The sequence below is a fragment of the Microbispora catharanthi genome, assembly GCF_006334915.2.
Taxonomy (GTDB): domain Bacteria; phylum Actinomycetota; class Actinomycetes; order Streptosporangiales; family Streptosporangiaceae; genus Microbispora; species Microbispora catharanthi.
In genome coordinates this window covers 1-21,932 of record NZ_VDMA02000011.1, presented here as the reverse complement: position 1 = coordinate 21,932, position 21,932 = coordinate 1, and the positions used below count along the sequence as shown (strand labels likewise).

Annotated in this window: 18 protein-coding genes and 1 rRNA gene; all 19 read right to left on the bottom strand. The window is 71.1% G+C overall.

Annotation, left to right across the window (positions count from 1 at the left end; genetic code table 11):
* Position 1: 1 nt before the first annotated feature.
* A complete protein-coding gene (gene obgE / locus FH610_RS20990; RefSeq protein WP_139576236.1) occupies positions 2 to 1,351 on the bottom strand; it encodes a GTPase ObgE in 1,350 nt (449 codons plus the stop codon).
* A gap of 96 nt (positions 1,352 to 1,447) precedes the next feature.
* On the bottom strand, positions 1,448 to 1,705 hold the full coding sequence (gene rpmA / locus FH610_RS20985) for a 50S ribosomal protein L27 (RefSeq protein ID WP_030505847.1): 258 nt from the start codon (positions 1,703 to 1,705) through the stop codon (positions 1,448 to 1,450).
* 45 nt (positions 1,706 to 1,750) lie between these two features.
* Positions 1,751 to 2,065 carry a 50S ribosomal protein L21 gene (gene rplU / locus FH610_RS20980; protein WP_030505848.1) on the bottom strand — a complete coding sequence of 105 codons (315 nt, stop codon included), beginning with the start codon at positions 2,063 to 2,065 and terminating at the stop codon, positions 1,751 to 1,753.
* Positions 2,066 to 2,252: 187 nt separating this feature from the next.
* Complete coding sequence (locus FH610_RS20975) at positions 2,253 to 5,147, bottom strand: Rne/Rng family ribonuclease (protein WP_240809099.1); 2,895 nt, start codon at positions 5,145 to 5,147, stop codon at positions 2,253 to 2,255.
* Between the two features lie 133 nt (positions 5,148 to 5,280).
* Positions 5,281 to 5,997, bottom strand: a complete 717-nt coding sequence (locus FH610_RS20970; protein ID WP_205825934.1) for a TIGR03936 family radical SAM-associated protein — start codon at positions 5,995 to 5,997, stop codon at positions 5,281 to 5,283.
* Positions 5,998 to 6,106: 109 nt separating this feature from the next.
* Complete coding sequence (locus tag FH610_RS20965; RefSeq protein WP_139576233.1) at positions 6,107 to 8,029, bottom strand: TIGR03960 family B12-binding radical SAM protein; 1,923 nt, start codon at positions 8,027 to 8,029, stop codon at positions 6,107 to 6,109.
* Between the two features lie 49 nt (positions 8,030 to 8,078).
* On the bottom strand, positions 8,079 to 8,960 hold the full coding sequence (locus FH610_RS20960; protein WP_161628041.1) for a phosphotransferase enzyme family protein: 882 nt from the start codon (positions 8,958 to 8,960) through the stop codon (positions 8,079 to 8,081).
* A gap of 76 nt (positions 8,961 to 9,036) precedes the next feature.
* Entirely contained in the window at positions 9,037 to 10,497 is a 1,461-nt protein-coding gene (locus tag FH610_RS20955) for an NsdA family TPR-like regulatory protein (protein ID WP_139576231.1), read from the bottom strand.
* A gap of 54 nt (positions 10,498 to 10,551) precedes the next feature.
* The gene (locus FH610_RS20950) at positions 10,552 to 10,800 is read right to left on the bottom strand and encodes a hypothetical protein (RefSeq protein ID WP_139576230.1); all 249 of its coding nucleotides are present in this window, start codon (positions 10,798 to 10,800) and stop codon (positions 10,552 to 10,554) included.
* Between the two features lie 128 nt (positions 10,801 to 10,928).
* Complete coding sequence (rodA, locus tag FH610_RS20945; protein WP_139576229.1) at positions 10,929 to 12,101, bottom strand: rod shape-determining protein RodA; 1,173 nt, start codon at positions 12,099 to 12,101, stop codon at positions 10,929 to 10,931.
* A 12-nt stretch (positions 12,102 to 12,113) separates the two neighbouring features.
* Positions 12,114 to 14,168 carry a penicillin-binding protein 2 gene (gene mrdA, locus FH610_RS20940; RefSeq protein ID WP_139576228.1) on the bottom strand — a complete coding sequence of 685 codons (2,055 nt, stop codon included), beginning with the start codon at positions 14,166 to 14,168 and terminating at the stop codon, positions 12,114 to 12,116.
* Positions 14,165 to 14,683 (bottom strand): rod shape-determining protein MreD, encoded by a 519-nt coding sequence (mreD, locus tag FH610_RS20935; RefSeq protein ID WP_139576227.1) that lies wholly within the window; start codon positions 14,681 to 14,683, stop codon positions 14,165 to 14,167. The genes mrdA and mreD overlap by 4 nt, the downstream gene beginning before the upstream one ends.
* Before the next feature lie 3 nt (positions 14,684 to 14,686).
* Positions 14,687 to 15,958 carry a rod shape-determining protein MreC gene (gene mreC / locus FH610_RS45265; protein WP_139576226.1) on the bottom strand — a complete coding sequence of 424 codons (1,272 nt, stop codon included), beginning with the start codon at positions 15,956 to 15,958 and terminating at the stop codon, positions 14,687 to 14,689.
* An 8-nt stretch (positions 15,959 to 15,966) separates the two neighbouring features.
* The gene (locus tag FH610_RS20925; protein WP_139576225.1) at positions 15,967 to 16,998 is read right to left on the bottom strand and encodes a rod shape-determining protein; all 1,032 of its coding nucleotides are present in this window, start codon (positions 16,996 to 16,998) and stop codon (positions 15,967 to 15,969) included.
* A gap of 219 nt (positions 16,999 to 17,217) precedes the next feature.
* A complete protein-coding gene (gene ndk, locus FH610_RS20920) occupies positions 17,218 to 17,628 on the bottom strand; it encodes a nucleoside-diphosphate kinase (protein ID WP_030505860.1) in 411 nt (136 codons plus the stop codon).
* Between the two features lie 275 nt (positions 17,629 to 17,903).
* A complete protein-coding gene (locus FH610_RS20915; protein WP_139576224.1) occupies positions 17,904 to 19,427 on the bottom strand; it encodes a hypothetical protein in 1,524 nt (507 codons plus the stop codon).
* Between the two features lie 11 nt (positions 19,428 to 19,438).
* The gene (locus FH610_RS20910; RefSeq protein ID WP_240809098.1) at positions 19,439 to 19,789 is read right to left on the bottom strand and encodes a DUF4233 domain-containing protein; all 351 of its coding nucleotides are present in this window, start codon (positions 19,787 to 19,789) and stop codon (positions 19,439 to 19,441) included.
* On the bottom strand, positions 19,786 to 21,069 hold the full coding sequence (locus tag FH610_RS20905; RefSeq protein WP_139576427.1) for a bifunctional folylpolyglutamate synthase/dihydrofolate synthase: 1,284 nt from the start codon (positions 21,067 to 21,069) through the stop codon (positions 19,786 to 19,788). Before FH610_RS20905 ends, FH610_RS20910 begins: the two co-directional genes overlap by 4 nt.
* 757 nt (positions 21,070 to 21,826) lie before the next feature.
* A 5S ribosomal RNA gene (rrf, locus tag FH610_RS20900) occupies positions 21,827 to 21,932 on the bottom strand; the annotation flags it as partial.

The window sequence follows — 21,932 nt, the reverse complement described above, 5'->3', positions numbered from 1 at the left end:
ATCAGCCGAGCCTCGCGTCGGTGCCACGCGGGCCCATCGTCGCCTCCGTAGCCTGCGACGGCTGCCAGTCGAAGACGTAGCCGCCCTCCATCGGACCGATGATCACCTCGGCGCCGGCCGTCGCGCCGGCCTTGATCAGCGCCTCCTCGACGCCGAGCCGTTCGAGCCGGTCGGCCAGGTAGCCGACGGCCTCGTCGTTGGAGAAGTCGGTCTGGCGGATCCACCGCTCGGGCTTCTCGCCGTTCACCTGGAAGCGGTTCTCGTCGATCCGGCGTACGGCGAACCCGGTCTCGCCGAGCTGCCTGGGCCGGATGACCAGCCGCGTGGGCTCCTCCACCGGGGCCTGCGCCCGCGCCGCCGCCACCATCTCCCCCACCGCGTACGCCAGGGGCCGCAGGCCCTCGTGGCTGGCCGCGGAGATCTCGAAGACGCGCAGTCCCCGCTCCTCCAGCATGGGCGTGACGATGTCGGCCAGGTCCCGGCCGTCGGGGACGTCCACCTTGTTCAGCGCGACCAGCCGCGGCCGGTCCTGCAGCGAGCCGTACGCCGCCAGCTCGGCCTCGATCACCTCGAAGTCGGTGACCGGGTCGCGCCCCGGCTCGATCGTCGCGCAGTCGAGCACGTGCACGATCGTCGAGCAGCGCTCGACGTGCCGCAGGAACTCGTGACCGAGGCCCCGGCCCTCGGACGCCCCCGGGATGAGCCCCGGCACGTCGGCGACCGTGAAGACCGTCTCGCCCGCCGTCACCACGCCGAGGTTGGGGATGAGCGTCGTGAACGGATAGTCGGCGATCTTGGGGCGGGCCGCGGAGAGCGCCGCGATCAGGGACGACTTGCCCGCGTTGGGGAACCCGACCAGCGCTACGTCGGCGACGGTCTTGAGTTCGAGCACGATCTCGGCCTCGTCACCCGGCTCGCCGAGCAGCGCGAAACCGGGGGCCTTGCGCTTGGCGTTGGCCAGCGCGGCGTTGCCGAGGCCGCCGAAGCCGCCCTGCGCGGCGACGTAGCGGGTCCCGGCGCCGACCAGGTCGACCAGCACCTCGCCGGTCGTGGCGTCCTTCACGACCGTGCCGTTGGGCACCGGCAGGACGATGTCCTCGCCGTTGGCGCCGTCCCGATTGGAGCCCATGCCCTGCTTGCCGTTGCCCGCGCGGCGGTGCGGCCGGTGGTGGTACTCCAGCAGGGTGGCGGTGTTGGGATCCACCTCCAGGATGACGTCGCCGCCGCGTCCGCCGTTGCCGCCGTCGGGCCCGCCGAGCGGCTTGAACTTCTCCCGGTGGATGGAGGCGCAGCCGTTGCCCCCGTCACCCGCCTTGATGTGCAGGACGACGTGGTCCACGAAGTCGGCCATCAGCCGCTCCCCCTAACTGCTGTACGGAAAAACGAATGAGGCGGACCGAATGCTCGATCCGCCTCATCGCGCTGCTTGTCGGTGTCCGGGGCGGATCTACTCCGCGGCCGGGACGATGCTCACCGCGCGGCGACCGCGCTTGGTGCCGAACTGCACCCGGCCCGTGGCCAGGGCGAACAGCGTGTCGTCGCCACCACGGCCGACGTTGTCGCCGGGGTGGAAGTGCGTGCCGCGCTGGCGGACGATGATCTCGCCCGCGTTCACCAGCTGACCGCCGAAACGCTTCACACCAAGGCGCTGAGCGTTCGAGTCACGGCCGTTCCGGGTGGACGAGGCGCCCTTCTTGTGTGCCATGATTCACTCCCTTTCGGGGGTAAGCGGGGGTCGTCCCCCGGGAGACTACTGTCCGGGGTTGATGCCGGTGACCTTGACCTGGGTGTACCGCTGGCGGTGACCCTGGCGCTTCTTGTATCCGGTCTTGTTCTTGTACTTCAGAATCCGGATCTTCGGTCCCTTGGTCTCGCCGAGGATCTCGGCGGTCACCTGGAACCGGGAAAGCGTGGCAGCGTCGGTGGTGACATCGCCGTCGTTGACGACGAGCACCGCCGGCAGCGACACCGAGGAGCCAACCTCACCGGCGACCTTGTCCACCTCGAGGACGTCCCCGACGGAGACCTTCTGCTGCCTGCCGCCGCAACGAACGATCGCGTACACCGCGGAACCCTTCTACTGGCTAAATGCTGAGATGCCGCGCCCCGCATCCAGCTGCTGTCGATACACGACCGGCGATCCGGGCAGGCGCGCGAAGCCAGGCACGCCGACACCAGGCGCACCGGATGACCAGGGTACCGGATATCCGGCACCCAGGTCGAACCGAGCGGACCGCCGGGTGACGAAGTCGTTACTCCGCCGTCTTCCTGCGGGAACGTCGCCGTCCCCGGGAAGACGACGCGGAGCCGTCGCCCTCGTCTGAGTCTGTGGAATCGGCGTCGATGGCGTCGGTGACGCTCTCGCGCACCGAGCCCGCCGCCGCGGCGACGGAGCCCTCGCCCGCCGCCATCTTCTCGGCCACCGCCTTCTCGATGGCCATCTTGCCCTGCGTGCCGCGCGGCTCGGGCTTCGCCTCGACCGGTTCGGTCGACACGATGATCCCGCGCCCGTGGCAGCAGTCGCACGGCGTGGAGAACGCCTCCAGCAGGCCCTGACCGACCCGCTTGCGCGTCATCTGCACCAGGCCCAGCGAGGTGACCTCGGCCACCTGGTGCTTGGTCCGGTCGCGCGCCAGGCACTCCAGCAGCCGCCGGAGCACCAGGTCGCGGTTGCTCTCCAAGACCATGTCGATGAAGTCGATCACGATGATGCCGCCGATGTCCCGCAGCCTGAGCTGGCGGACGATCTCCTCGGCCGCCTCCAGGTTGTTGCGGGTGACGGTCTCCTCGAGGTTGCCGCCCTGCCCGGTGAACTTACCGGTGTTGACGTCGACGACCGTCATCGCCTCGGTCCTGTCGATCACCAGCGAGCCGCCGGACGGCAGCCACACCTTGCGCTCCATCGCCTTGGCGATCTGCTCGTCGATGCGGTAGGCGGAGAACGCGTCGGTCTCCTCATCCCACTTCGACAGCCGCTCGGCCAGGTGCGGGGCGACGTAGCGGACGTACTCGTCCACCGTCGTCCACGCCTCGTCGCCCTCGACGACCAGAGAGCTGAAGTCCTCGTTGAAGACGTCGCGGACCACCCGGATGGTCAGGTCGGGCTCGCCGGACAGCAGTTCCGGCGGGCTGGCCGACTTGGCCTTGCGCTGGATGTTCTCCCACTGGGCCGACAGCCGGGCGACGTCGCGGCTGAGCTCCTCCTCCGAGGCGCCCTCCGCGGCGGTGCGCACGATGACGCCCGCGTTCTCCGGCATGACCTTGCGCAGGATCTGCTTGAGCCGGGTCCGCTCCTTGTCGGGCAGCTTGCGGCTGATCCCGGTCATCGAGCCGTCCGGCACGTAGACCAGGTAGCGGCCGGGGAGGCTGATCTGGGAGGTCAGCCGGGCGCCCTTGTGGCCGATCGGGTCCTTGGTGACCTGGACGAGCACCGACTGCCCGGACTTCAGCGCCGCCTCGATCCGCTTGGGCTGGCCCTCCAGCCCCGCGGTGTCGAAGTTCACCTCGCCGGCGTACAGCACGGCGTTGCGGCCCTTGCCGATGTCCACGAACGCCGCCTCCATCGAGGGCAGCACGTTCTGGACCTTGCCGAGGTAGACGTTGCCGACGTACGACTGGCTGGACTCCCGGTCGACGTAGTGCTCGACGAGGATGCCGTCCTCGAGCACCGCGATCTGGGTGCGGCCGCCCTGGCGGCGCACGACCATGATCCGCTCGACCGACTCGCGCCGGGCCAGGAACTCCGACTCGGTGATGATCGGGGGTCGGCGGCGGCCCAGCTCGCGGCCCTCACGGCGGCGCTGCTTCTTGGCCTCCAGCCGGGTCGATCCCCGTACGCCCTGGACCTCGTCCACCGAGGTGGACCTGGTGGCGCGGGGCGCCCGGATGCGGACGACGGTGTTCGGCGGGTCGTCGGGGGCCAGCTCGGCCTCCTCGGTGCCCCGGCGGCGACGACGGCGACGGCGCCGGGTGCCGGCCTGGCCCTCGGAGTCGTCGTCGGCCTGCTCGCGGTCGTCCTCCTCGGCCGACGCGGCCTGCGGCTCCTCGCCCTCGCCGTCCTGCTCCTCGCCGTCCTCGGCGTCCCTGGCGCGGGCACCGCGTCCGCGTCCGCCCCGGCGGCGGCGGCGCCTGCGGGCGCCGCCCTCGCCCTCGGACTCGTCCTCGCCGGATTCGGCCGTCTCCTCCGGCTCCTCCGCCTCCTCGTCCTCCGCCGGCGCCGGCTCGGCCGCGGGCGACGCGGGCCTCTGCACGGGCACCGCGAACGGGTCGGGGGCCTGGAAGAGCGGCTGGAACAGCGCCGACGGCGCCTGGAAGGTCACCGAGGGCACGGAAGGCTGCCGTGTGGACAGACCGAAGGGGTCGGCCACCACGTCCGGCCGCCCGCCGTCCTCCTCGACCTCGACGTCTTCGATGTCGACGTCCTCGATGTCGAGCGGCTCGTCGTCCAGCGGCTCCTCGTCGGGGAGGTTGAGCCGCAGCGCGGCGGCGACCTCCGCCTCGGCGGCGCTCATCGCCCTGGATCGTTCCTGCTCCGGCTCTCCGGCGCGGGCGCGGCGGCGGCGCTTCGGCGCGGCGGGCTCCTCGGCCTGCACGGCCTGCACCGTCTCCTCGGCCTGCTCCGGCTGCGGGGACGGCTCGGTCTCGTCGGTCCTCTTGCGGGTCCGGCGACGCCGCGTGGGCGCGGCCGGCTCGTCGTCCGCGGCCGGCACCGGCTCCGCTGTGGTCGTCACCGTCTCCGCCGCAACCGGCACCGGCTCCCCGGCGGCCGGCGGCTCCTCGGCAACCGGCTCCTCGGCGGTCTTCGTGCGGCGGCGGGTGACGCGCTTGGGCCGCTCCTTCGCGACAGGCTCCTCCTGCGCGGGGGTCACCGCGGTCGGCTCGGCCGCTTCCGGCGCAGCGCTTTCCGCGGCCTTCGGCTCAGTGCTCTCCGGGGCCTTCGGCTCAGTGCTCTCCGCGGCCTTCGGCTTGTTGGCCGCGGCCACCGTGGTCACCGGCGGCGGCAGGTCGTCCGGCTCGGGCGGGGGCCCGGCCGGGCGGCTCGCCGACCGGCGGCGCGGGGTCGTGGACACGCCGGACGGACCGGAGGAGACCATGTCTTCCCCGGCCTGGCCGCGTTCTTCTGTTGTCGTGTCACCGTCAAGGCTCATAGCCCCGTCAGTGGGCTCGTTGTCGAGCATGCGGGCGCTCTCCCGTCAGCCTCCGGGCACGTTGCCGCGCCGCGCGGAGGCTCTCGTCTCTCGCGGTCCGCCGGGCTTCCTGTCGGCGCCTCGGCGGCAAGTCTTATCGGTCTCCGCCTGCCCGGTCGAAGGCGAACGGGTCGGCGGGCTCACCGGTCATCGCGTCGAGCGGCCCCTGCGCCAGCCTGGTCACCGCTGCGGGTGACGGCGGCGCGAAGCCTGCCACGAGACGCAGACCCATGAGCGCGTCATCGGGCCGGACGGCAGGTGTTTCGTGCCGAACAACCATACGAAGTATGACACACGGTTGAACGGTCTCCTGACCTGCCGTAATTCCCGGCCCCTCCACGACGGCCAGCGAACGCACCGCCTGGCGGGCGTCGAACCGCCGCATTCCCTTCTTGGTCAGACGTTCGACCTCCACCAGGTCGGCCGCGAGGAACTCCTTCACCGCCCGCTCGGCCTCGGCCGGATCGGCCCCGGGGAGCCGCAGCTCCCACATCGAGCCCTCCAGCCGGTCGGCGAGATTCCCGTCCCGCGCCTCCACCACATCGAGCACGTCCAGCCCCGGCGGCAGCGAGGCGTCGAGGTCGTCGCGAACCCGCCGCGGGTCGCACGGCCGGTTCACCCCGATCTCGAGGTACTCGGCCTCGCTCGCCACTCCGGTGGGGGCGGCGCCGGCGTAGGAGATCTTCGGGTGGGGGCTGAAGCCGGCGCTGTAGGCCACCGGAATACCGGCTCGCCGCACCGCCCTTTCGACGGCGCGGGAGATGTCGCGGTGGCTGGTGAAGCGCAGGCGGCCCCGCTTGGCATAGCGCACGCGAAGGCGCTGCACGGTGGGTTCGGGCGCGGGCCCGTCGGGAACGGGTTTCAGAGTTCCGTCGTCCTTCCGCTTTCGGTCGATCGTCTTTCAGAATAGGCCGTGAGCGTCAGATCACGGTGAGTGGCAGCAGTTTCCTGCCCGTCGGGCCGATCTGGATCTCCGTCCCCATCGTGGGGCAGACGCCGCAGTCGTAGCAGGGCGTCCAGCGGCAGTCCTCGACCTCGACCGTGTTGAGCGCGTCCTGCCAGTCCTGCCACAGCCACTCGCGGTCGAGGCCGGCGTCGAGGTGGTCCCAGGGAAGCACCTCGTGCTCGTCCCGATCGCGCGTCGTGTACCAGTCCACGTCGACCGGCTCGTCGGCGAAGGCACGCTCGGCCGCGGCCATCCACCGTTCGAACGAGAAGTGCTCGCTCCAGCCGTCGAAACGGCCGCCGTCCTCCCAGACGGCCCGGATGACCCTGCCCACCCGGCGGTCGCCCCGCGACAGCAGCCCCTCCACGATCGACGGCTTGCCGTCGTGGTAGCGGTAGCCGATGGCCCTGCCGTACTCCTTGTCGGAGCGCAGGGCGTCGCGCAGCGTGCGCAGCCGGCGGTCCACCGTCTCGTGGTCGCACTGGGCGGCCCACTGGAACGGGGTGTGCGGCTTGGGCACGAACCCGCCGATGGAGACGGTGCAGCGGATGTCGCGCGAGCCCGTCACCTCGCGGCCCGCCTTGATGACCTTCTTGGCCAGGTCGGCGATGCCGAGGACGTCCTCGTCCTCCTCGGTCGGGAGCCCGCACATGAAGTAGAGCTTCACCTGCCGCCAGCCGTTGGAGTAGGCGGTGGTGACCGTGCGGATGAGGTCCTCCTCGGTGACCATCTTGTTGATCACCTTGCGCATCCGCTCGGATCCGCCCTCCGGCGCGAACGTGAGACCGGAACGGCGGCCGTTCCGGGACAGCTCGTTCGCCAGGTCGATGTTGAACGCGTCGACCCTGGTGGACGGCAGGGACAGACCGACCTGGCTGCCCTCGTAGCGGTCCGCGAGACCCCTCGTGACTTCGGCGATCTCGGAGTGGTCCGCGCTGGACAGCGACAGCAGCCCGACCTCGCTGAAGCCGGACTCCCTGATCCCCGCCTCGACCATGTCGCCGATCGTGGTGATCGACCGCTCCCGGACCGGACGGGTGATCATCCCCGCCTGGCAGAAGCGGCAGCCCCGGGTGCAACCCCGGAAGATCTCGACGCTGAACCGCTCGTGCACGGTCTCGGCGAGCGGGACCAGCGGTTTCTTCGGGTACGGCCATTCGTCGAGGTCCATGACCGTGTGCTTGAACACGCGCGTCGGCACGCCGTCGCGGTTGGGGACGACGCGCATGATGCGGCCGTCCGGGTGGTACTCGACGTCATAGAACTTCGGGACGTACACCCCGCCCGTGGAGGCGAGGCGCATCAGCAGCTCGTCGCGGCCGCCGGGCGAGCCCTCGGCCTTCCACTCGCGCAGCACCTCGGAGATCGCGATGGCGATCTGCTCGCCGTCGCCGAGCACGGCCGCGTCGAGGAAGTCGGCGATCGGCTCCGGGTTGAACGCGGCGTGGCCGCCCGCCAGCACGATCGGATCCTCGTCGGTGCGGTCCGCCGCCTCCAGCGGGATCCCCGCCAGATCGAGCGCGGTGAGGAGGTTCGTGTAGCCGAGTTCGGTGGCGAACGACACCCCGAGGACGTCGAACGCGCGAACCGGCCGGTGCCCGTCCACGGTGAACTGCGGGACGCCCTCGGATCGCATGAGCGCCTCGAGGTCGGGCCACACCGCGTAGGTGCGCTCCGCCAGCGTTTCGGGCAGCTCGTTGAGGATCTCGTAGAGGATCTGCACCCCCTGGTTGGGCAGGCCGACCTCGTAGGCGTCCGGGTACATCAGGGCCCACCGGACGGTCGCCTCGTCCCAGTCCTTGACCGTCGAGTTCAGCTCGCCCCCGACGTACTGGATCGGCTTCTGCACCTTGGGCAGCAGCGGCTCCAGGCGGGGAAACAACGACTCGACAGACATGCATCCAGGGTATCGGCTCCGGGGAGTGGCCCCTGCGGATCTTCCGTCCTCAGAAGGGGTGCCAGATCCGGTCGTCGCCCGCGCGCAGCGAGGCCAGGCGGTGGCGCAGTTCGGCGTGCGCCGCGGCGTCCCGGTGCCCGATACGCAGCACGGCCGTCAGCGTCTGCAGCTCCCTGATGTCGCGGAGCACCGGATAGCCCGGCCAGTCCCTGATGTCGCACCCGTACGCGTGGGCGAAGCCGTCGCGCTGCGCGTCCGACAGCCCGAACCTGGCGCCCTGCAGGGTGGGCACCAGGTCGATCTCGCGCGGCCCCGCGCTGGCCGAGTCCCAGTCGCACAGCAGGATCCGGTCCGCGGTGCGGATCAGGTTGCCCCGGTGCGCGTCCCCGTGGACCAGCCCGTACGGCAGGACGAACTCGACCCGCTCGTAGTACGCCTCCTCCAGCGCCGCGCACCGGCCCAGCAGCCACTCCCGCTCCTCGCCGTCCAGCACGAGACTGGCCCGTACGGCCCGCCGCACGCGGCCGAAGGGGTCGTAGGTCGGCAGCGCGAACGGGACCGGCGGCAGGGAGTGCAGCCACCGCAGCAACAGGCCGAGCGGAACCGGATCGCCGTCGTCCGCGCCGTCCTCGTAGTGCCAGAAGGTCGCCAGGCAGCCCTCGACGGCCAGCGGCTGGCGCACGTCGAGCGGCAGCGTGACGGGGAAGCCCTGCTCGTGCAGCCAGCGGGTGACCTTGAGCGAGGTGACCAGGCGGTCGTACTTGCCGGGGGTGCCGGCCTCCGCGAGGCGGACGACGACCCTCTCCCCCGGCAGGTGGTACACCGTGTTGGCGAAACTGCGCAGCAGCCGGGCGCCGTCGGCGCTGAGCCCCGCCTGGCGGCACGCCTCGGCGAGCGCGGGGGGAGTGCCGGCGACGGTGGAAATGCTCATGCCACCTCCTCGCCCAGCGGCTCGGAGTCGCATGCGCGAAAGGCGCTGTGTCTATTGATTCGCTCGCTCCGCTCGCTCATCGCATGTCCCCCTCACCGCGCGGTGCCTCGGGCACTGCTTCGGACAGTGCCTCGGGCAGCGCCCGGGCGGCCGACTGCGGCAGGCCGGTCGCGCAGAACGACTCCAGCCGCTCGGCGAGAGCGCCGCGCACCATCGTCCGGGTGGATTGCAGGGTCTCGGCGAGACTGTCGATCCTGCGCTCGGGCGGCAGGGCCAGCAGCGGGGTCAGGGCCTGCTCGGCCCCGCCTGGGTCGTCCTCCATCAGGTGCGCGACCGCGAGGTGGGCCCCGGCCATCGCCTCACAGCCGTACGACCTGTTCTGCCGGTCCTCCCGCTCGTACAGGTCGAGCGCGGTGCGGGCCTGCTCGATCGCCCGGGCGGGCTGGCCGAGGTGCAGGTGCGTGACCGCCGTGTAGTAGGCGTGCTTGGCGGGCCGGAAGGAGAACTCCCCGGCGAACCCGTCGTGCAGTTCGTCCCCGGCGCCCGACTCGCGGGCGTCCGCCGCCTTGAGCAGGTCGTCTTCGGCCTCACGGGTCCAGCCCAGCATCGCCCCCGCCCGCGCGCGCAGCATGTGCAGCCGCGCGCCGCCCTGACCCCGCGGCAGCTGGGTGAGGCCGTCCTCGGCGTAGCCCGCCGCGTCCTCATACCGCCGGTCCCACAGCGCGACCGACGCCTGCATTCCGCGGGCCCAGCCCATGAGCGAGCGGTGGCCGGCGATCCTGCCGTACGTCCACGCCGCGCGGGCGAGGGTGTCGGCGGGCACGCGCCGGCCCATGTCCATGCTCGCGTTGGCCATCAGCCCGCACAGCGTCCCCGCCAGGAAGTACAGCTCACCGGCCTGGCCCGGGTGGACGTGCCGCTCCAGGGCCCGGCGGGTCTGCTCCTGCAGCGCCCGCATCTCCACGAACAGCGGCAGCGGCGCCTCCCAGACGTACCGCCGGGACAGCCAGATCACCTGCGTGCGCAGCCGTTCCAGCGTGCTGTCGCCGATCTCGCTCGTCTCGACCCGCTCGGCGTGCTCGCTCGCCTCCTGCGCGGCGGCGCTGATCAGGTCGGGCGCGGCGGGGCGCCGCCACGCCGCGGGGCGGCGCATCTCCGGGGGCGTGTAGTCCCGGGCGAACCCGAGCTGCACCGGGCCCGTCTCGAACAGGCGGCACAGCAGGTCGGTGTAGTCGCGGTCGGGTCGGGCCCCGGCCTCCCACTCCCGCCAGGACCGCTCGCTCAGGCCCCTGCGCTTGATCTGCTCGCGGTCGCACATCGCGTGGAAGCGTTCGATCGCCTCCTCGACCGTCCACCCGTACGCCAGACGCAGGCATTTGAAACGGGTCAGCTGCGGGCAGCAGAGGTGGATCTCGTCGGCGATCTGGTGGAAGACCGCGGTCGTCGGCGGCTCTCCGAGAGCGGCGAGGGTGCGCTCGCGGATGCCGCCGGCGATCTGGATGGCGGACCGGTCCCCGCCGCGTGAGGGTGTCGTCATCGGCTCTCCCAGTGGTGACACCCGCACGCTAACGCCCTACATGTCACGAACCGGTCACCTCGCGCACTGCGAGTCGCTCTCCTCCAGCCGGAGAGGAACGACCGTCCCGCCGCGGCGCAACTGGGCTGTGAACAGCTGACCGCACAGGCTGGCCGGCGTCTGGGCGAACCACACCGTCGGCGGGTCGCCCGCGGCCGCGGCGGCCCATCGTCCGCCGCCGTACACGATCCGGTAGTCGGGGAAGGCCCTGCGCAGCAGGTCAAGGGCGCGCTCACGCTCCCGCACCTCGTCGTCCGGAGTCACGGTTCCTCCGTAATGGTTCGTTCAACCCCCGAACCTGTTCTGTTCCCATGATGTTCGCCGCGAGGAGCGGACACCAGTGAGAGCCGGGGTCCGCCACCCTGCGGACGGCTCTCATGGGGCGGCACAGGTCACACGGGCCGCGACCTGAGATGGATCGCCTGCAGGATGGCCACCGCCGTCATGTTCGCGAACGTCGCCGTGCCGCCGTAGGAGACGAACGGCAGCGGCACGCCGGTGATCGGCATGATGCCGATGGTCATGCCGACGTTGACGAGCGTCTGGAAGGCCAGCCACGCGATGATGCCGCCGGAGACGAGCGCGCTGAACCGGTCGCCGCACATCCGGGCGATCCGCACGCCGCGCAGCAGCACCACGCCGAGCAGGGCGACCACGGTGACCGACCCGACGAAGCCGAGCTCCTCGCCCGCGACGGTGAAGATGAAGTCGGTGTGCTGCTCGGGCACGAAGCGTCCTGTGGTCTGGCCGCCGTGGAACAGGCCCTTGCCGAACACCTCTCCCGACCCGATCGCCACCAGCGCCTGCGTGCTGTTGTAGCCCACGCCGCGCGGGTCGCTCGACGGATCGATGAGCGCGGTGAACCGCGCCACCTGATAAGGCTTGAGCAGCCCCAGCGACCACACCGCCATCGCCGCGAGGGCCGCGAGCAGCACCCCGGCCCCCACCCAGCGCTTGCGTATCCCGGCGAAGACGATCATCGCGCCGGTCGTCGCCATCAGCACCATCGTGGTGCCGAGGTCGGGCTGCAGCATGACCAGCGCCGCCGCCGCGCCCGCCGCCGCGACGGACAGCGCGAGACCGGAGGCCCTCGGCCGGTCCTTCTTCTTCCCCTTCTCGGACGTCGGGGCCAGCAGCCGCGCCAGCATCACCACCAGCGCCGGCTTCATCAGCTCGGCCGGCTGCAGGGCGAAGCCCCCGCCCAGCAGGATCCACGAGTGGTGGCCGTTGATCGTCGATCCCATCGGGCTGATGACCAGGATCAGCCCGATGACGGCGATGCCGTACAGGACCGGCGCGTACGTGCGCAGCCAGCGGTAGTCGGTGACCGCGACCGCGCTGTAGAGGGCCAGGCCGATGAGCAGGTTGAGCACGTGCTTCTTGGCCATGCCCGTCGGCTCGATCGACGACCACGTCCGGGTGGCCGACCACACCAGCAGCGTGCCGACCGCGCTGAGCGCGACCACCGCGCCGAACAGCAGCCAGTCCATCCGCCAGACGACCGATCCCCGGCCGACCACGCGGCTCGCGAACGACCTCCGCCGTACCCCGATGGCTTCAGTCATGGCAGGTCCGCCTCACTGCGTTTCGCGGCTGATGGCCGGCAGCCGCGTCACCGGTTTGCCGTCCGGAAGCGCCGGCTTGAGCGGCTTGCCGTCGTCCCCCTTGCCGAGGCCGAAGATCCCCTCCCAGATGCGCCGCACGGCGGGCGCGGCGGTCGAGGCGCCGAAGCCGCCCTGCGCCACCATGACCACGGTGACCAGCCGCGGATTGCCCGCGGGCGCGAAGGACGCGAACCACGACGTGTCCTCCTTGCCGTAGACCTCCGCCGTACCGGTCTTGCCGCCGACCTTGACGATGTTCATCGGGAACCCGCGGAACGCGCCCGCGGCCGTGCCGTCCGAGGGCACCTCGCTGAGCGCCTTGCGGATGTAGGTGCGGGTCTCGTCGTTGACCGGCAGGTGCCCCACGATCGGGACCGGGATCTCCTGCTTAAGGGTGCCGTCCGGACGCATCAGCGCCCAGCCGACACGCGGGCTGCGCACGTTGCCGTCGCCCAGCAGCGCCGCGTACGCCCGAGCGAGCTGGAGGGGGGTGACCAGGACGTCGCCCTGGCCGATCGAGAGGTTGACCGCCTCGTAGGCGTGGAAGATCATGCCCTCCAGGCAGTTCTCGTTGGCCAGGCGCTTGGCGAACGCGGCCCGGCTCTGGTCCTTCATATCCGGGTAGCCGATCTTGGCCCGCTTGCACATCTCCGACTTGGTGGAGTTGTACAGGTCGAGCTTCCACGCCCGGGTCGGAATGCGGCCCGCGGACTCGCCGGGCAGGTCGATGCCGGTGCGCTTGCCGAAGCCGTAGGCCTTGGCCATGGTCGGCATCGGCTCCTTGACCTTGGCCTTGGGCGTCTTGCCGCCGTCGCGCAGCCACTCTTCGTAGCCGGCCTTGTAGAACACGGTGTCGCACGACTTGACCAGCGCCTCGTGCAGCGAGATCGCGCCCAGGCTCATGCCGCCCGCGTTCGGGTAGGACCGGCCCTCGACGTTGTAGGAACTCGGGCACTGGTAGGTCCCGTGCAGGGGCTCTCCGTCGGCGACCATCGCCGACGCCGAGCTGATCTTGAAGGTCGAACCCGGGGCGTACTCGCCGGCGATCGCCCGCGACACCAGCGGCTTGCCCGACTTGTCCGACAGCAGTCGCCGATAGTCCTTCTCCGCGATGCCGCCGGTCCAGACCCTGGGGTCGTACGTCGGCCGGCTGGCCATCGCGATCACGCGGCCGGTCTTGACGTCGAGCACCACGCCGGCGGCGCCGTCCGAGTTCGGCACCTCCCGCATGGCCTGGTCGAGCGACTTCTCGACGACGCGCTGCACGTTGGCGTCGATGCTGGTCACCAGGATGTCGCCGGGGGCCGCGTCGGACTGCTGGTTGACCGCGATGACCTTGCCCATCCGGTCGACCTGGACGTTGCGCAGGCCGGGCGTGCCGCGCAGGGCGGAGTCGTAGGTGCGCTCCAGTCCGTCGCGGCCGGTGAGGTCGACGCCCGAGTAGTTGGCCTTGAGACCCTCGCGCTTTTCCAGCTCGCTCTGCGTCACCGGCTGCAGGTAGCCGAGGAGCTGGGCGGCGTCCTTGCCGTTGGGATAGTCGCGGATCGCCTGGATGTCGGCCGTGACGCCGGGGAAGTCCTCCTGGCGTTCGAGGATCTGCAGCGCCGCCCGCGGGTTGACGTTGTTGGCGACCGGGATCGGCGTGTACGGCGAGCCGGGCCAGCACGGGCGGCTGATGCCGGGGCCGCACGCCCGGATCTCCTGCTTCAGCTTCGACAGCGGCACCTTCAGCACAGTGGACAGCCGGCGCAGTACGGCGTCGCCGCCGTCCGGCATCCGCTCCAGCCGGCCGCGGTCCACGGAGACCACCAGCGTCGTGCGGTTGCGCACGAGCGGGCGCCCGGAGGAGTCGAGGATCGCCCCCCGCAGGGCGGGGACCCGCACCTCTCGGGTGCGCGTCTCCGTCGCGACGGTGACGAACCGCGACCCCTGCACCACCTGGACCTGCCACAGCCGGACGACGAGCACCACGATCATGGCGATGACCAGCACCTGCAGGACGAGCAGGCGTCCGCGCAAACGTGTCATGCCGTCCCCCGTCTCCAACTCGGCACGAGCTCGCCACCACCGGCGCGCCTGCGGTGGCCGCCGTGCGTGACCTTGACCGCCCAGAGCACCAGCGGAGCGGCCACGAGATTGCAGATCGCGGCCCGGGGCCATGCCGTGGCCAGCACCGGCCAGGTGACCCCCGGGGCGCCGATCAGCGCGCCCAGACCCGCCAGCATGCCGGGCGCGACCACGGCGCACGCCGCCACCGCGGGCAGCGGCACCCGCTCTCCCACACGCCCGGCCGCGTAGCCGAGGGCGCACAGCACCAGCGCGTACTGGCCCAGCGTGTGGTTGGAGGGGGGCAGCAGGTCGTAGGCGAGCCCTCCGCAGAAGCCGATCACCGCACCCGGCACGGGCCCGCGCCTGGTGGCGAGCGCGGCGACCGTCAACAGCACCAGGTCGGGCGCCCAGGAGAACAACAGCCGGTTGACCACGCTGACCTGGAGCACCAGAGCAACGAAGAGCAGCAACGCGGCGAGGAGGTTGCGGGCCATCGGTCAGTTCCTCCCACCGCGGCCGTCGTCCGCGGCGCCGTCGTGCTGCCGAGGCGCGTTGCGCGGCTCGTCGGCGGCGGGCCGTTCACGGGCGGCGGGCGGCTCCTGGGCGTGCTGCTCCTGGGCGTGCTGCTCCCGGGTGTACTGGTCTTGGGCTTGGGTGTACTGGTCTTGGGTGTACTGCTCCCCGTCCACGGCCTGCGTGCCGTGCCGGCCGCGCCGCTCCCGCGCGGCCTCGGGCCGGGCCTCGCGCGTCTGCCGCTCGGTCGTGGCCCGCGACTCGTCGCCCGCGGCGCGGCCCCGGTCGCCGAGCCCCCACTCGGCCTCCAGCGAGGCGCGCCCCTGTCCGCGGCCGTCGTCGCCGCGCCGCTGGTCCTCGCGCGGCGGCTTCGGCGGCGGCGGCTTCGGCGGCAGCACCGCGTCGCGCGGATCACGCTTCGGCGCCGCGACCACCACGCCGACGACATCCAGCGAGGAGAAGTCGGTGAAGGGCCGCGCGTAGGCCGTCCTGGTCACATCACCCGGCGTGTTGTCCACCCGCTCGACCACGCCGATCGGCACTCCCGGCACGTACGGCTTGCTCTGCTGAGAACCGAACGAGACGATCCGGCGGCCCACGCCGATCGGCACGGTGGAGTCGAGCAGGCGGAACCTGACGAGGTTGCCGCCGCCGCCCGCCTCGCCGAGGCCGCTCACGACACCCAGCTCGTTGCCACCCTCCAGCCTGGCCCCGGCCGATAGAGCCGGGTCGGTCAGCAGGGCCACCGTCGAGCCGGCCGGGCCTGTCTGGACGACGCGGCCGACCAGCCCGGCATCGCTGAGCACCGTCATGTCGGGCCGGATCCCGTCGCCGGTGCCGGCGTCGATCTCGATCGTGTCCTCGAAACCTGCCACCGTACGCCGCGCGACGACCTGGGCCGGCACGATGCGGTAGCGGCCGAGCCCCGCCAGCCCGAGCATGCGGTCCAGCTTCTCGGCCCGCCCCTTGTCGAGCCGCTGCGCCGACACCTCGTCCCGTAGCCGCGCGTTCTCCTTGCGCAGGTCGGCGATGGCGCGCTGCGCGGAGGGCGCGTCGCGCAGCATGCCGACGAATCCGGTGATCGGCCGCGTGACGGCGGCGCCGACGCGCTCGACTTTCCCGAACACGGCGCCCGCGAAGTCGCGCACCGGGCCGAGGACGTGGTTGTTCCCGGCCCGGTGATCCACCGTGATGAGGATCAGCGCCACGGCGAGGAGGAGTCCGAGCATGAGACGGGCGCGGCGGGTGTCTCTCATGACGCTCCTTAGTTGCGGGGCTCCGGCACGAGCACCTGCTGGAGGGCTTCAAAGTCCTCCACGCATCGCCCGGAGCCGAGCGCGACCGAGTCGAGCGCGTTCTCGGCCAGGTGGACCGGCATGCCGGTCTCCTCGCGCAATCGGTCGACCATGCCGCGCAACAGGGCGCCGCCACCGGTCACGGCGATCCCCCGGTCCATGAGGTCACCGGAGAGCTCCGGCGGGCACTTGTCCAGCGTCGACTTCACCGCGTCGACGATCGCGTTGACCGGCTCGGCGATCGACCGGCGGATCTCCTCGGCGCTGATGACGACCGTTTTCGGCAGGCCGCTGACCAGGTCGCGGCCGCGCACCTCGGCGTGGAAGTCCTCGCCCGTGACGCAGGCGGACCCGACGGCGATCTTGACCTCCTCCGCCGTGCGCTCGCCCAGCATCAGCGAGTACTCCTTCTTGGTGAAGGCGATGACCGCCTGGTCGAGTTCGTCGCCCCCGACGCGGATCGACTGGCTGGTCACAATGCCGCCCATCGAGATGATGGCCACCTCGGTGGTGCCGCCGCCGATGTCGACGACCATGTTCCCGGTCGGCTCGTGGACCGGCAGGCCGGCTCCGATCGCGGCCGCCATCGGTTCCTCGATGATGTACACGCGGCGGGCCCCGGCCTGGTAGCCCGCTTCCTTCACAGCGCGTTGCTCCACAGCGGTGATGCCACTCGGCACGGCCACGATGATGCGCGGGCGCACGAAGTGCCGCCGTTTGTGGATCTTCTGGATGAAATACCGCAGCATTCGCTCGGTCACATCGAAATCCGCGATGACACCGTCCCTCAGGGGACGGATCGCGACGATGTTTCCGGGCGTCCGCCCGATCATCCGCTTCGCTTCTATCCCAACTGCCACGATCTTTCCTGTCGTGACGTTGATGGCGACGACGGACGGCTCGTTCAGGACGATGCCGCGCCCTCGGACGTAGACGAGAGTGTTCGCCGTGCCAAGGTCGACAGCCATGTCACGGCCCAGGAATGTCAGCTTGCTGCCCATGCGGAAGGAAGCCTTCCTTCAGGTGGTTAGCGGTTACCGGGTTCAGCGGGAGTGCGGGATGACGCATCGCATTCGAATCGTAACGGCACGTGCTCATGACTGGGCACATCGAGCTCTCAAGCCCCCGGAAAAACCGCTGTCCCCCGACCTAAGCTCGGTCACCACCTGGAAAAACACGAGAGGCCCCGGTTTAAACCGGGGCCTCTCGTGTGGCAAGGACTAGAAACGGTCCGGAAAGAAAATCTTGATTTCCCGGGCGGCGGACTCCGGCGAATCGGAGCCGTGGACGACGTTCTCACCGATCTCCAGGGCGTGGTCGCCACGGATGGTGCCGGGTGCGGACTTCACCGGGTCGGTCAGGCCGGCCAGGGCGCGGAACGCCTCGACGGCCCGGGGGCCCTCGAGCACCATCGCGACCAGCGGGCCGCCGGTGATGAACTCCACCAGCTCGCCGAAGAACGGACGCTCGGAGTGCTCGGCGTAGTGGGCCTTGGCCGTCTCGGCGTCGAGCGTGCGCAGGTCCATCGCCACGATCTTGAGGCCCTTGCGCTCGATGCGGCCGATGACGTCCCCGATGAGGCCGCGACGGACCCCGTCGGGCTTGATCAGGACAAGCGTACGCTCGGACACGGTCTTTTCTCCTAAGGTCGTTTGACTCGCCGTACACGGTGGCCCGGCGGATCGCGGGCCCACTCGTCAGCGCCTGGGGAGCTTCGGCTGGGAAGCTCCGACGCAACGGCAGCTTACCGGTCCGGGAACGCCGCTCCGATCGGACGAGTCCGGTTGTCGCCGGGTCTGTGGCGCCGGGTCTGTGGCGGCGGATCTGTGGCTGCCGGAGCGGAGCGTCCGGGACGGCGTCCCTGTGCACGGCGGTGTGCGCGGCGGTGTCGATGTGCGGCGCGGTGTCAGTGTGTGGGGCCGGCGTCCCTGGGGACGCTGTCGTCCTCCTCCGGCGAGGGGGTCGGCGCGGGGATCACCACCTCACCGTCCGCCGACGCGGCGGCGGCCCGGCGGGTCAGGACGGAGGAAAGCACGATCACTCCGACCACGACGAACCCACCGACGAGCGCCCATATGTGCAGCGCGTCGATGAACCCGTCGACCAGGGCGTTCCCATCGCCCTGCGCGGTCTCCGCGGCGTCGCGCAGCCGGTTCACCTGGATGCCGGTGCCGAGCAGGAAGCCCGCGAGCACGGCCGGGAAGCACAGCGACAGCCCCAGCATCGCCGATCCGAGGCCCGCCGTGCGGAAGGCGCCGACCAACGCCACCGCCGACCCGGCGGCCAGCAGGACGAACGGCACCACCAGCGGCGTGCCCGACGGCGCCGGGACCAGCAGCCTGATCGCGGCCAGCCCCGCGACGACGGCCGCGAGACCGAGGACCGTCATCCGGGCCGCGAGCGCCTCGGGTGCCCGCCCCGTGAGGACGGCGCCCACGAGCGCGGTCACCGCGGCCACCAGGAACGGCACCCACAGGCCCTTGAGGCCGGGACCGCCCAGAGGGCCGCCGAGCTCGATGTAGGTCATCTGCGCGGCGGTCGGCAGCACCACCAGCCCCACCGCGACGTTGACGAAGGCGAGCGTACGGCCGCCGGGCCCCTCGAACGTGCCGAGCGCCGCGAGGGCCAGCATCGCCACCACCACGACCGCCGCGGCGACGACGACCAGGCGCGGCGGCCAGTCGAAGGTGATCCCGACGCCCAGCACCGCGATGGCCGCGGCGGGCACGATGGCCAGCGCGAGCCGCCCGCGCTCCACCGACGTCGGCCGGCCCGCGGGCAGGATCTCCCCCTCGGCCCGCGTCGCGCCGTCGCCGGAGATCATCCAAAGCACCAGGTATGCCGCGGCGAGGGCCAGCGCCACCCCGGTGAGCAGCGGGTACGGCTGGAGGGTCACCTTCCAGGAGGACACGTCGCGGATCGCCCACAGGGCGAGGGCCTGGGCCGACAGCAGCGAGGCGGCGAGCGCGCCCGCCCAGATCGGCAGCAGCACCCGGTGCCGGGGACGCTCGGCGACCGCGACCAGAGTGGCCGGCACGAGCATGCCCGCGCCGATCCCGTGGAGCACCCGCAGCACGCCGACGAGCGCGACGGTGTCGGTGTACCCCCCGGCGACGTCGGCGAGGGCGAGCAGCGTGAGCCCCGCCACGAGGATCGGCGCCGCGCGGAACCTGCGCACCGCGACCGCGGCGAGCGGCACAGTCACCAGCATGGCGGGCAGCGCCAGGCCGTGCGCGCGGATCATGTCGACCTGCGACACGCCCGGCGGCAGCAGCGCCGCCACGACGGAGATCGTGTTCGGGATGGCGACGAGCGCGAGAGGAAGGGCCACCAGGGTGAGCAGCCCGATGACGACGTCGACCAGCAGAGGGACGCGCACGGCACGGACCGGCACGGCGGTCCGTGCCTGCGGTACGGGAGGGACGGCCATGGTTGCCGACTTTAGCGCTTCGTCGTCCCTTCGACACGGCGAGCGACGAAGATGGCCGTTATCCACAGGGCGGCGAAGATCACCCCGAGGAAGAACATGAGCGGGACCAGGAATCCTGTGGCGATTGTCAGGATTTCAAGCAAAGTGCCCGCAATGTACGCATACGGGCGCTTCAGCATGCCGGCGACGATCACGCACAGGACGGCCAGCCCGAGTCCGACGGTCAGCGCGAGCGGTGTGGACACGTGGTTGATGGTGATCGCGACCGGGCTGATGAGCGCGACGACGATCGCCTGCATCCCGAGGACGGTCGCGCAGAGCCGGCGCATGCCGGGGGTCACCTCGAACACGACGCTGTTCACTTGGCGGCCTTGAAGAGGATGCGCGCGTCGCCCGCGGTCACAACCGAACCGGTGATGAGGACGCCGGAGCCGAGCTCGTCGCCCTGGTCGGCCAGCGCGATGCCCCTGTCGATGGCGTCGTCGAGCCGGTCCTCGATGTGGACGCGATCCTGGCCGAAGACGGCCTCCGCCCGGGCCGCGAGGTCGTCCGGGCTCAGCGAGCGGGGAGAGGAGTTGCGGGTGACCACGATCTCCTCGGCCACCGGTTCCAGCAGGTCCAAAATCGTGTCCACGTCCTTGTCCGCCATCACGGCCATCACGGCGACGAGCCGGGTGAACCCGAACGCCTCGGTCAGGGCCTCGACCGTGGCCTCCATGCCCGCGGGATTGTGCGCCGCGTCGATCAGGACGGTCGGGCCCCGCCGTACGATCTCCAGCCGCCCGGGGCTGCTCACCTGGGCGAAGGCCTGCCGTACGACCTCGTCACCCAGCGGGTCGTCGCCGGCCGTCAGCGCCTCCACGGCGGCCAGGGCGCCCGCGGCGTTGCCCGCCTGGTGCGCGCCGTACAACGGCAGGAACACGTCCTCGTATACGCCTTTCAAGCCCCTGAGCTGCAGCATCTGGCCGCCCATGGCGAGCTCGCGATGCAGCACCCCGAACTCCAGCCCTTCGCGGGCGACCACCGCACCGACCTCGGCCGCGCGCCGCATCAGCACCTCGGCGGCCGGCAGCGCCTGCTGTGCCAGCATGGCCGTCGCCTTCGGCTTGATGATGCCGGCCTTCTCACCGGCGATCGTCGCGATGTCCGGACCGAGATAGTCCGTGTGATCGAGCGCAATGGGCGTGATGACGGCGACCGTTCCGTCGGCGACGTTCGTCGCGTCCCAGGTGCCGCCCATGCCGGTCTCGACCACGGCGACGTCCACCGGAGCGTCCGCGAACGCGGCGAACGCCATCGCCGTCAGCACCTCGAAGAAACTCAGCTTGCCCACCCTCGCGTCGATCATCTCGAGGTAGGGGGCGATGTCCTGGTACACCTCGACGAACCGCTCCTCCGACAGGGGCTCGCCGTCGATCGAGATGCGCTCGCGCATCGACTGCAGATGAGGGCTCGTGTAACGGCCCACCCGCAGGTTACGCTCGCGCAGCAGAGCCTCGACCATGCGCGCGGTGCTCGTCTTCCCGTTGGTGCCCGCGATATGAACGACCTTGTACGAGTGCTGGGGGTCGCCGAGGATCTCCATCAGCGCGGTGATCCGGTCAAGAGTGGGGCTGAAATCCCACTCCACTCCCCGTGCCATGATCGCTTGCTCGACGGCTCGATATTCCACGACCCTCAGCGTACGGGAACTCCTGGCCAACCCTTCACGAGGTGGTACGCGGTGCGGGTGATACGAGCACGTGGTGGTCGCACGGGCAGACGACGTGTCGCGGTGGGGCGTGATTGTGTGCGGCGTGATTGCGGTGGGACGAGAAGTCTCCGGGCGTGAGGGCCTTGACCGGGCGGGTTGGGACGTCGCGCGCTCGCGGCGGGAGTGGTGGGGCGTGGTGGCCGGGTGGGTTGAGTCGGTGAAGTTGGCATCGGTGAAGTTGGCATCGGTGAAGTTGGGGCGGTGAGGTTGGGGTCGGGTGGGGTGGGGTTGGGACGTCACTGCGCCGGTCGGGAGGTCCGGTCCTCGCGAAGCCCGCTCCGCTGGGCCTTCGCTGCGGTCCTCCCTCCCGCCCGCTCCGCTCCTCCCGGGCCGCTGCTTGCGCCCCCGGCCAAGTCGGCTCCCCCGGGTTGTTCGCGCCACTGGAGTACGGCCCCCGCACCACAATCCCCAGGGGATTCCCCACGGCGTTCCCGACGGCGTTCCGGATCGGTGCCGGCTGGCAACCCCTGGACATGCGAAAACCCCGGCCAACCACAACCGGGGCACCCCACCAGACCACCATCACACCACGCGCATGCCGTCCGTGGCACCCGCACAAGCCGACGCTTCCACGCCGGCGCCCAGGGGGAAACCCCCGGGAAATGCGGAAGGGCCACCCCAACAGGGGTGGCCCTCCACAAAGATTGTCCGGCGGTGTCCTACTCTCCCACACCGTCCCCGGTGCAGTACCATCGGCGCTGACAGGCTTAACTTCCGGGTTCGGAATGTAACCGGGTGTTTCCCTGCCGCTA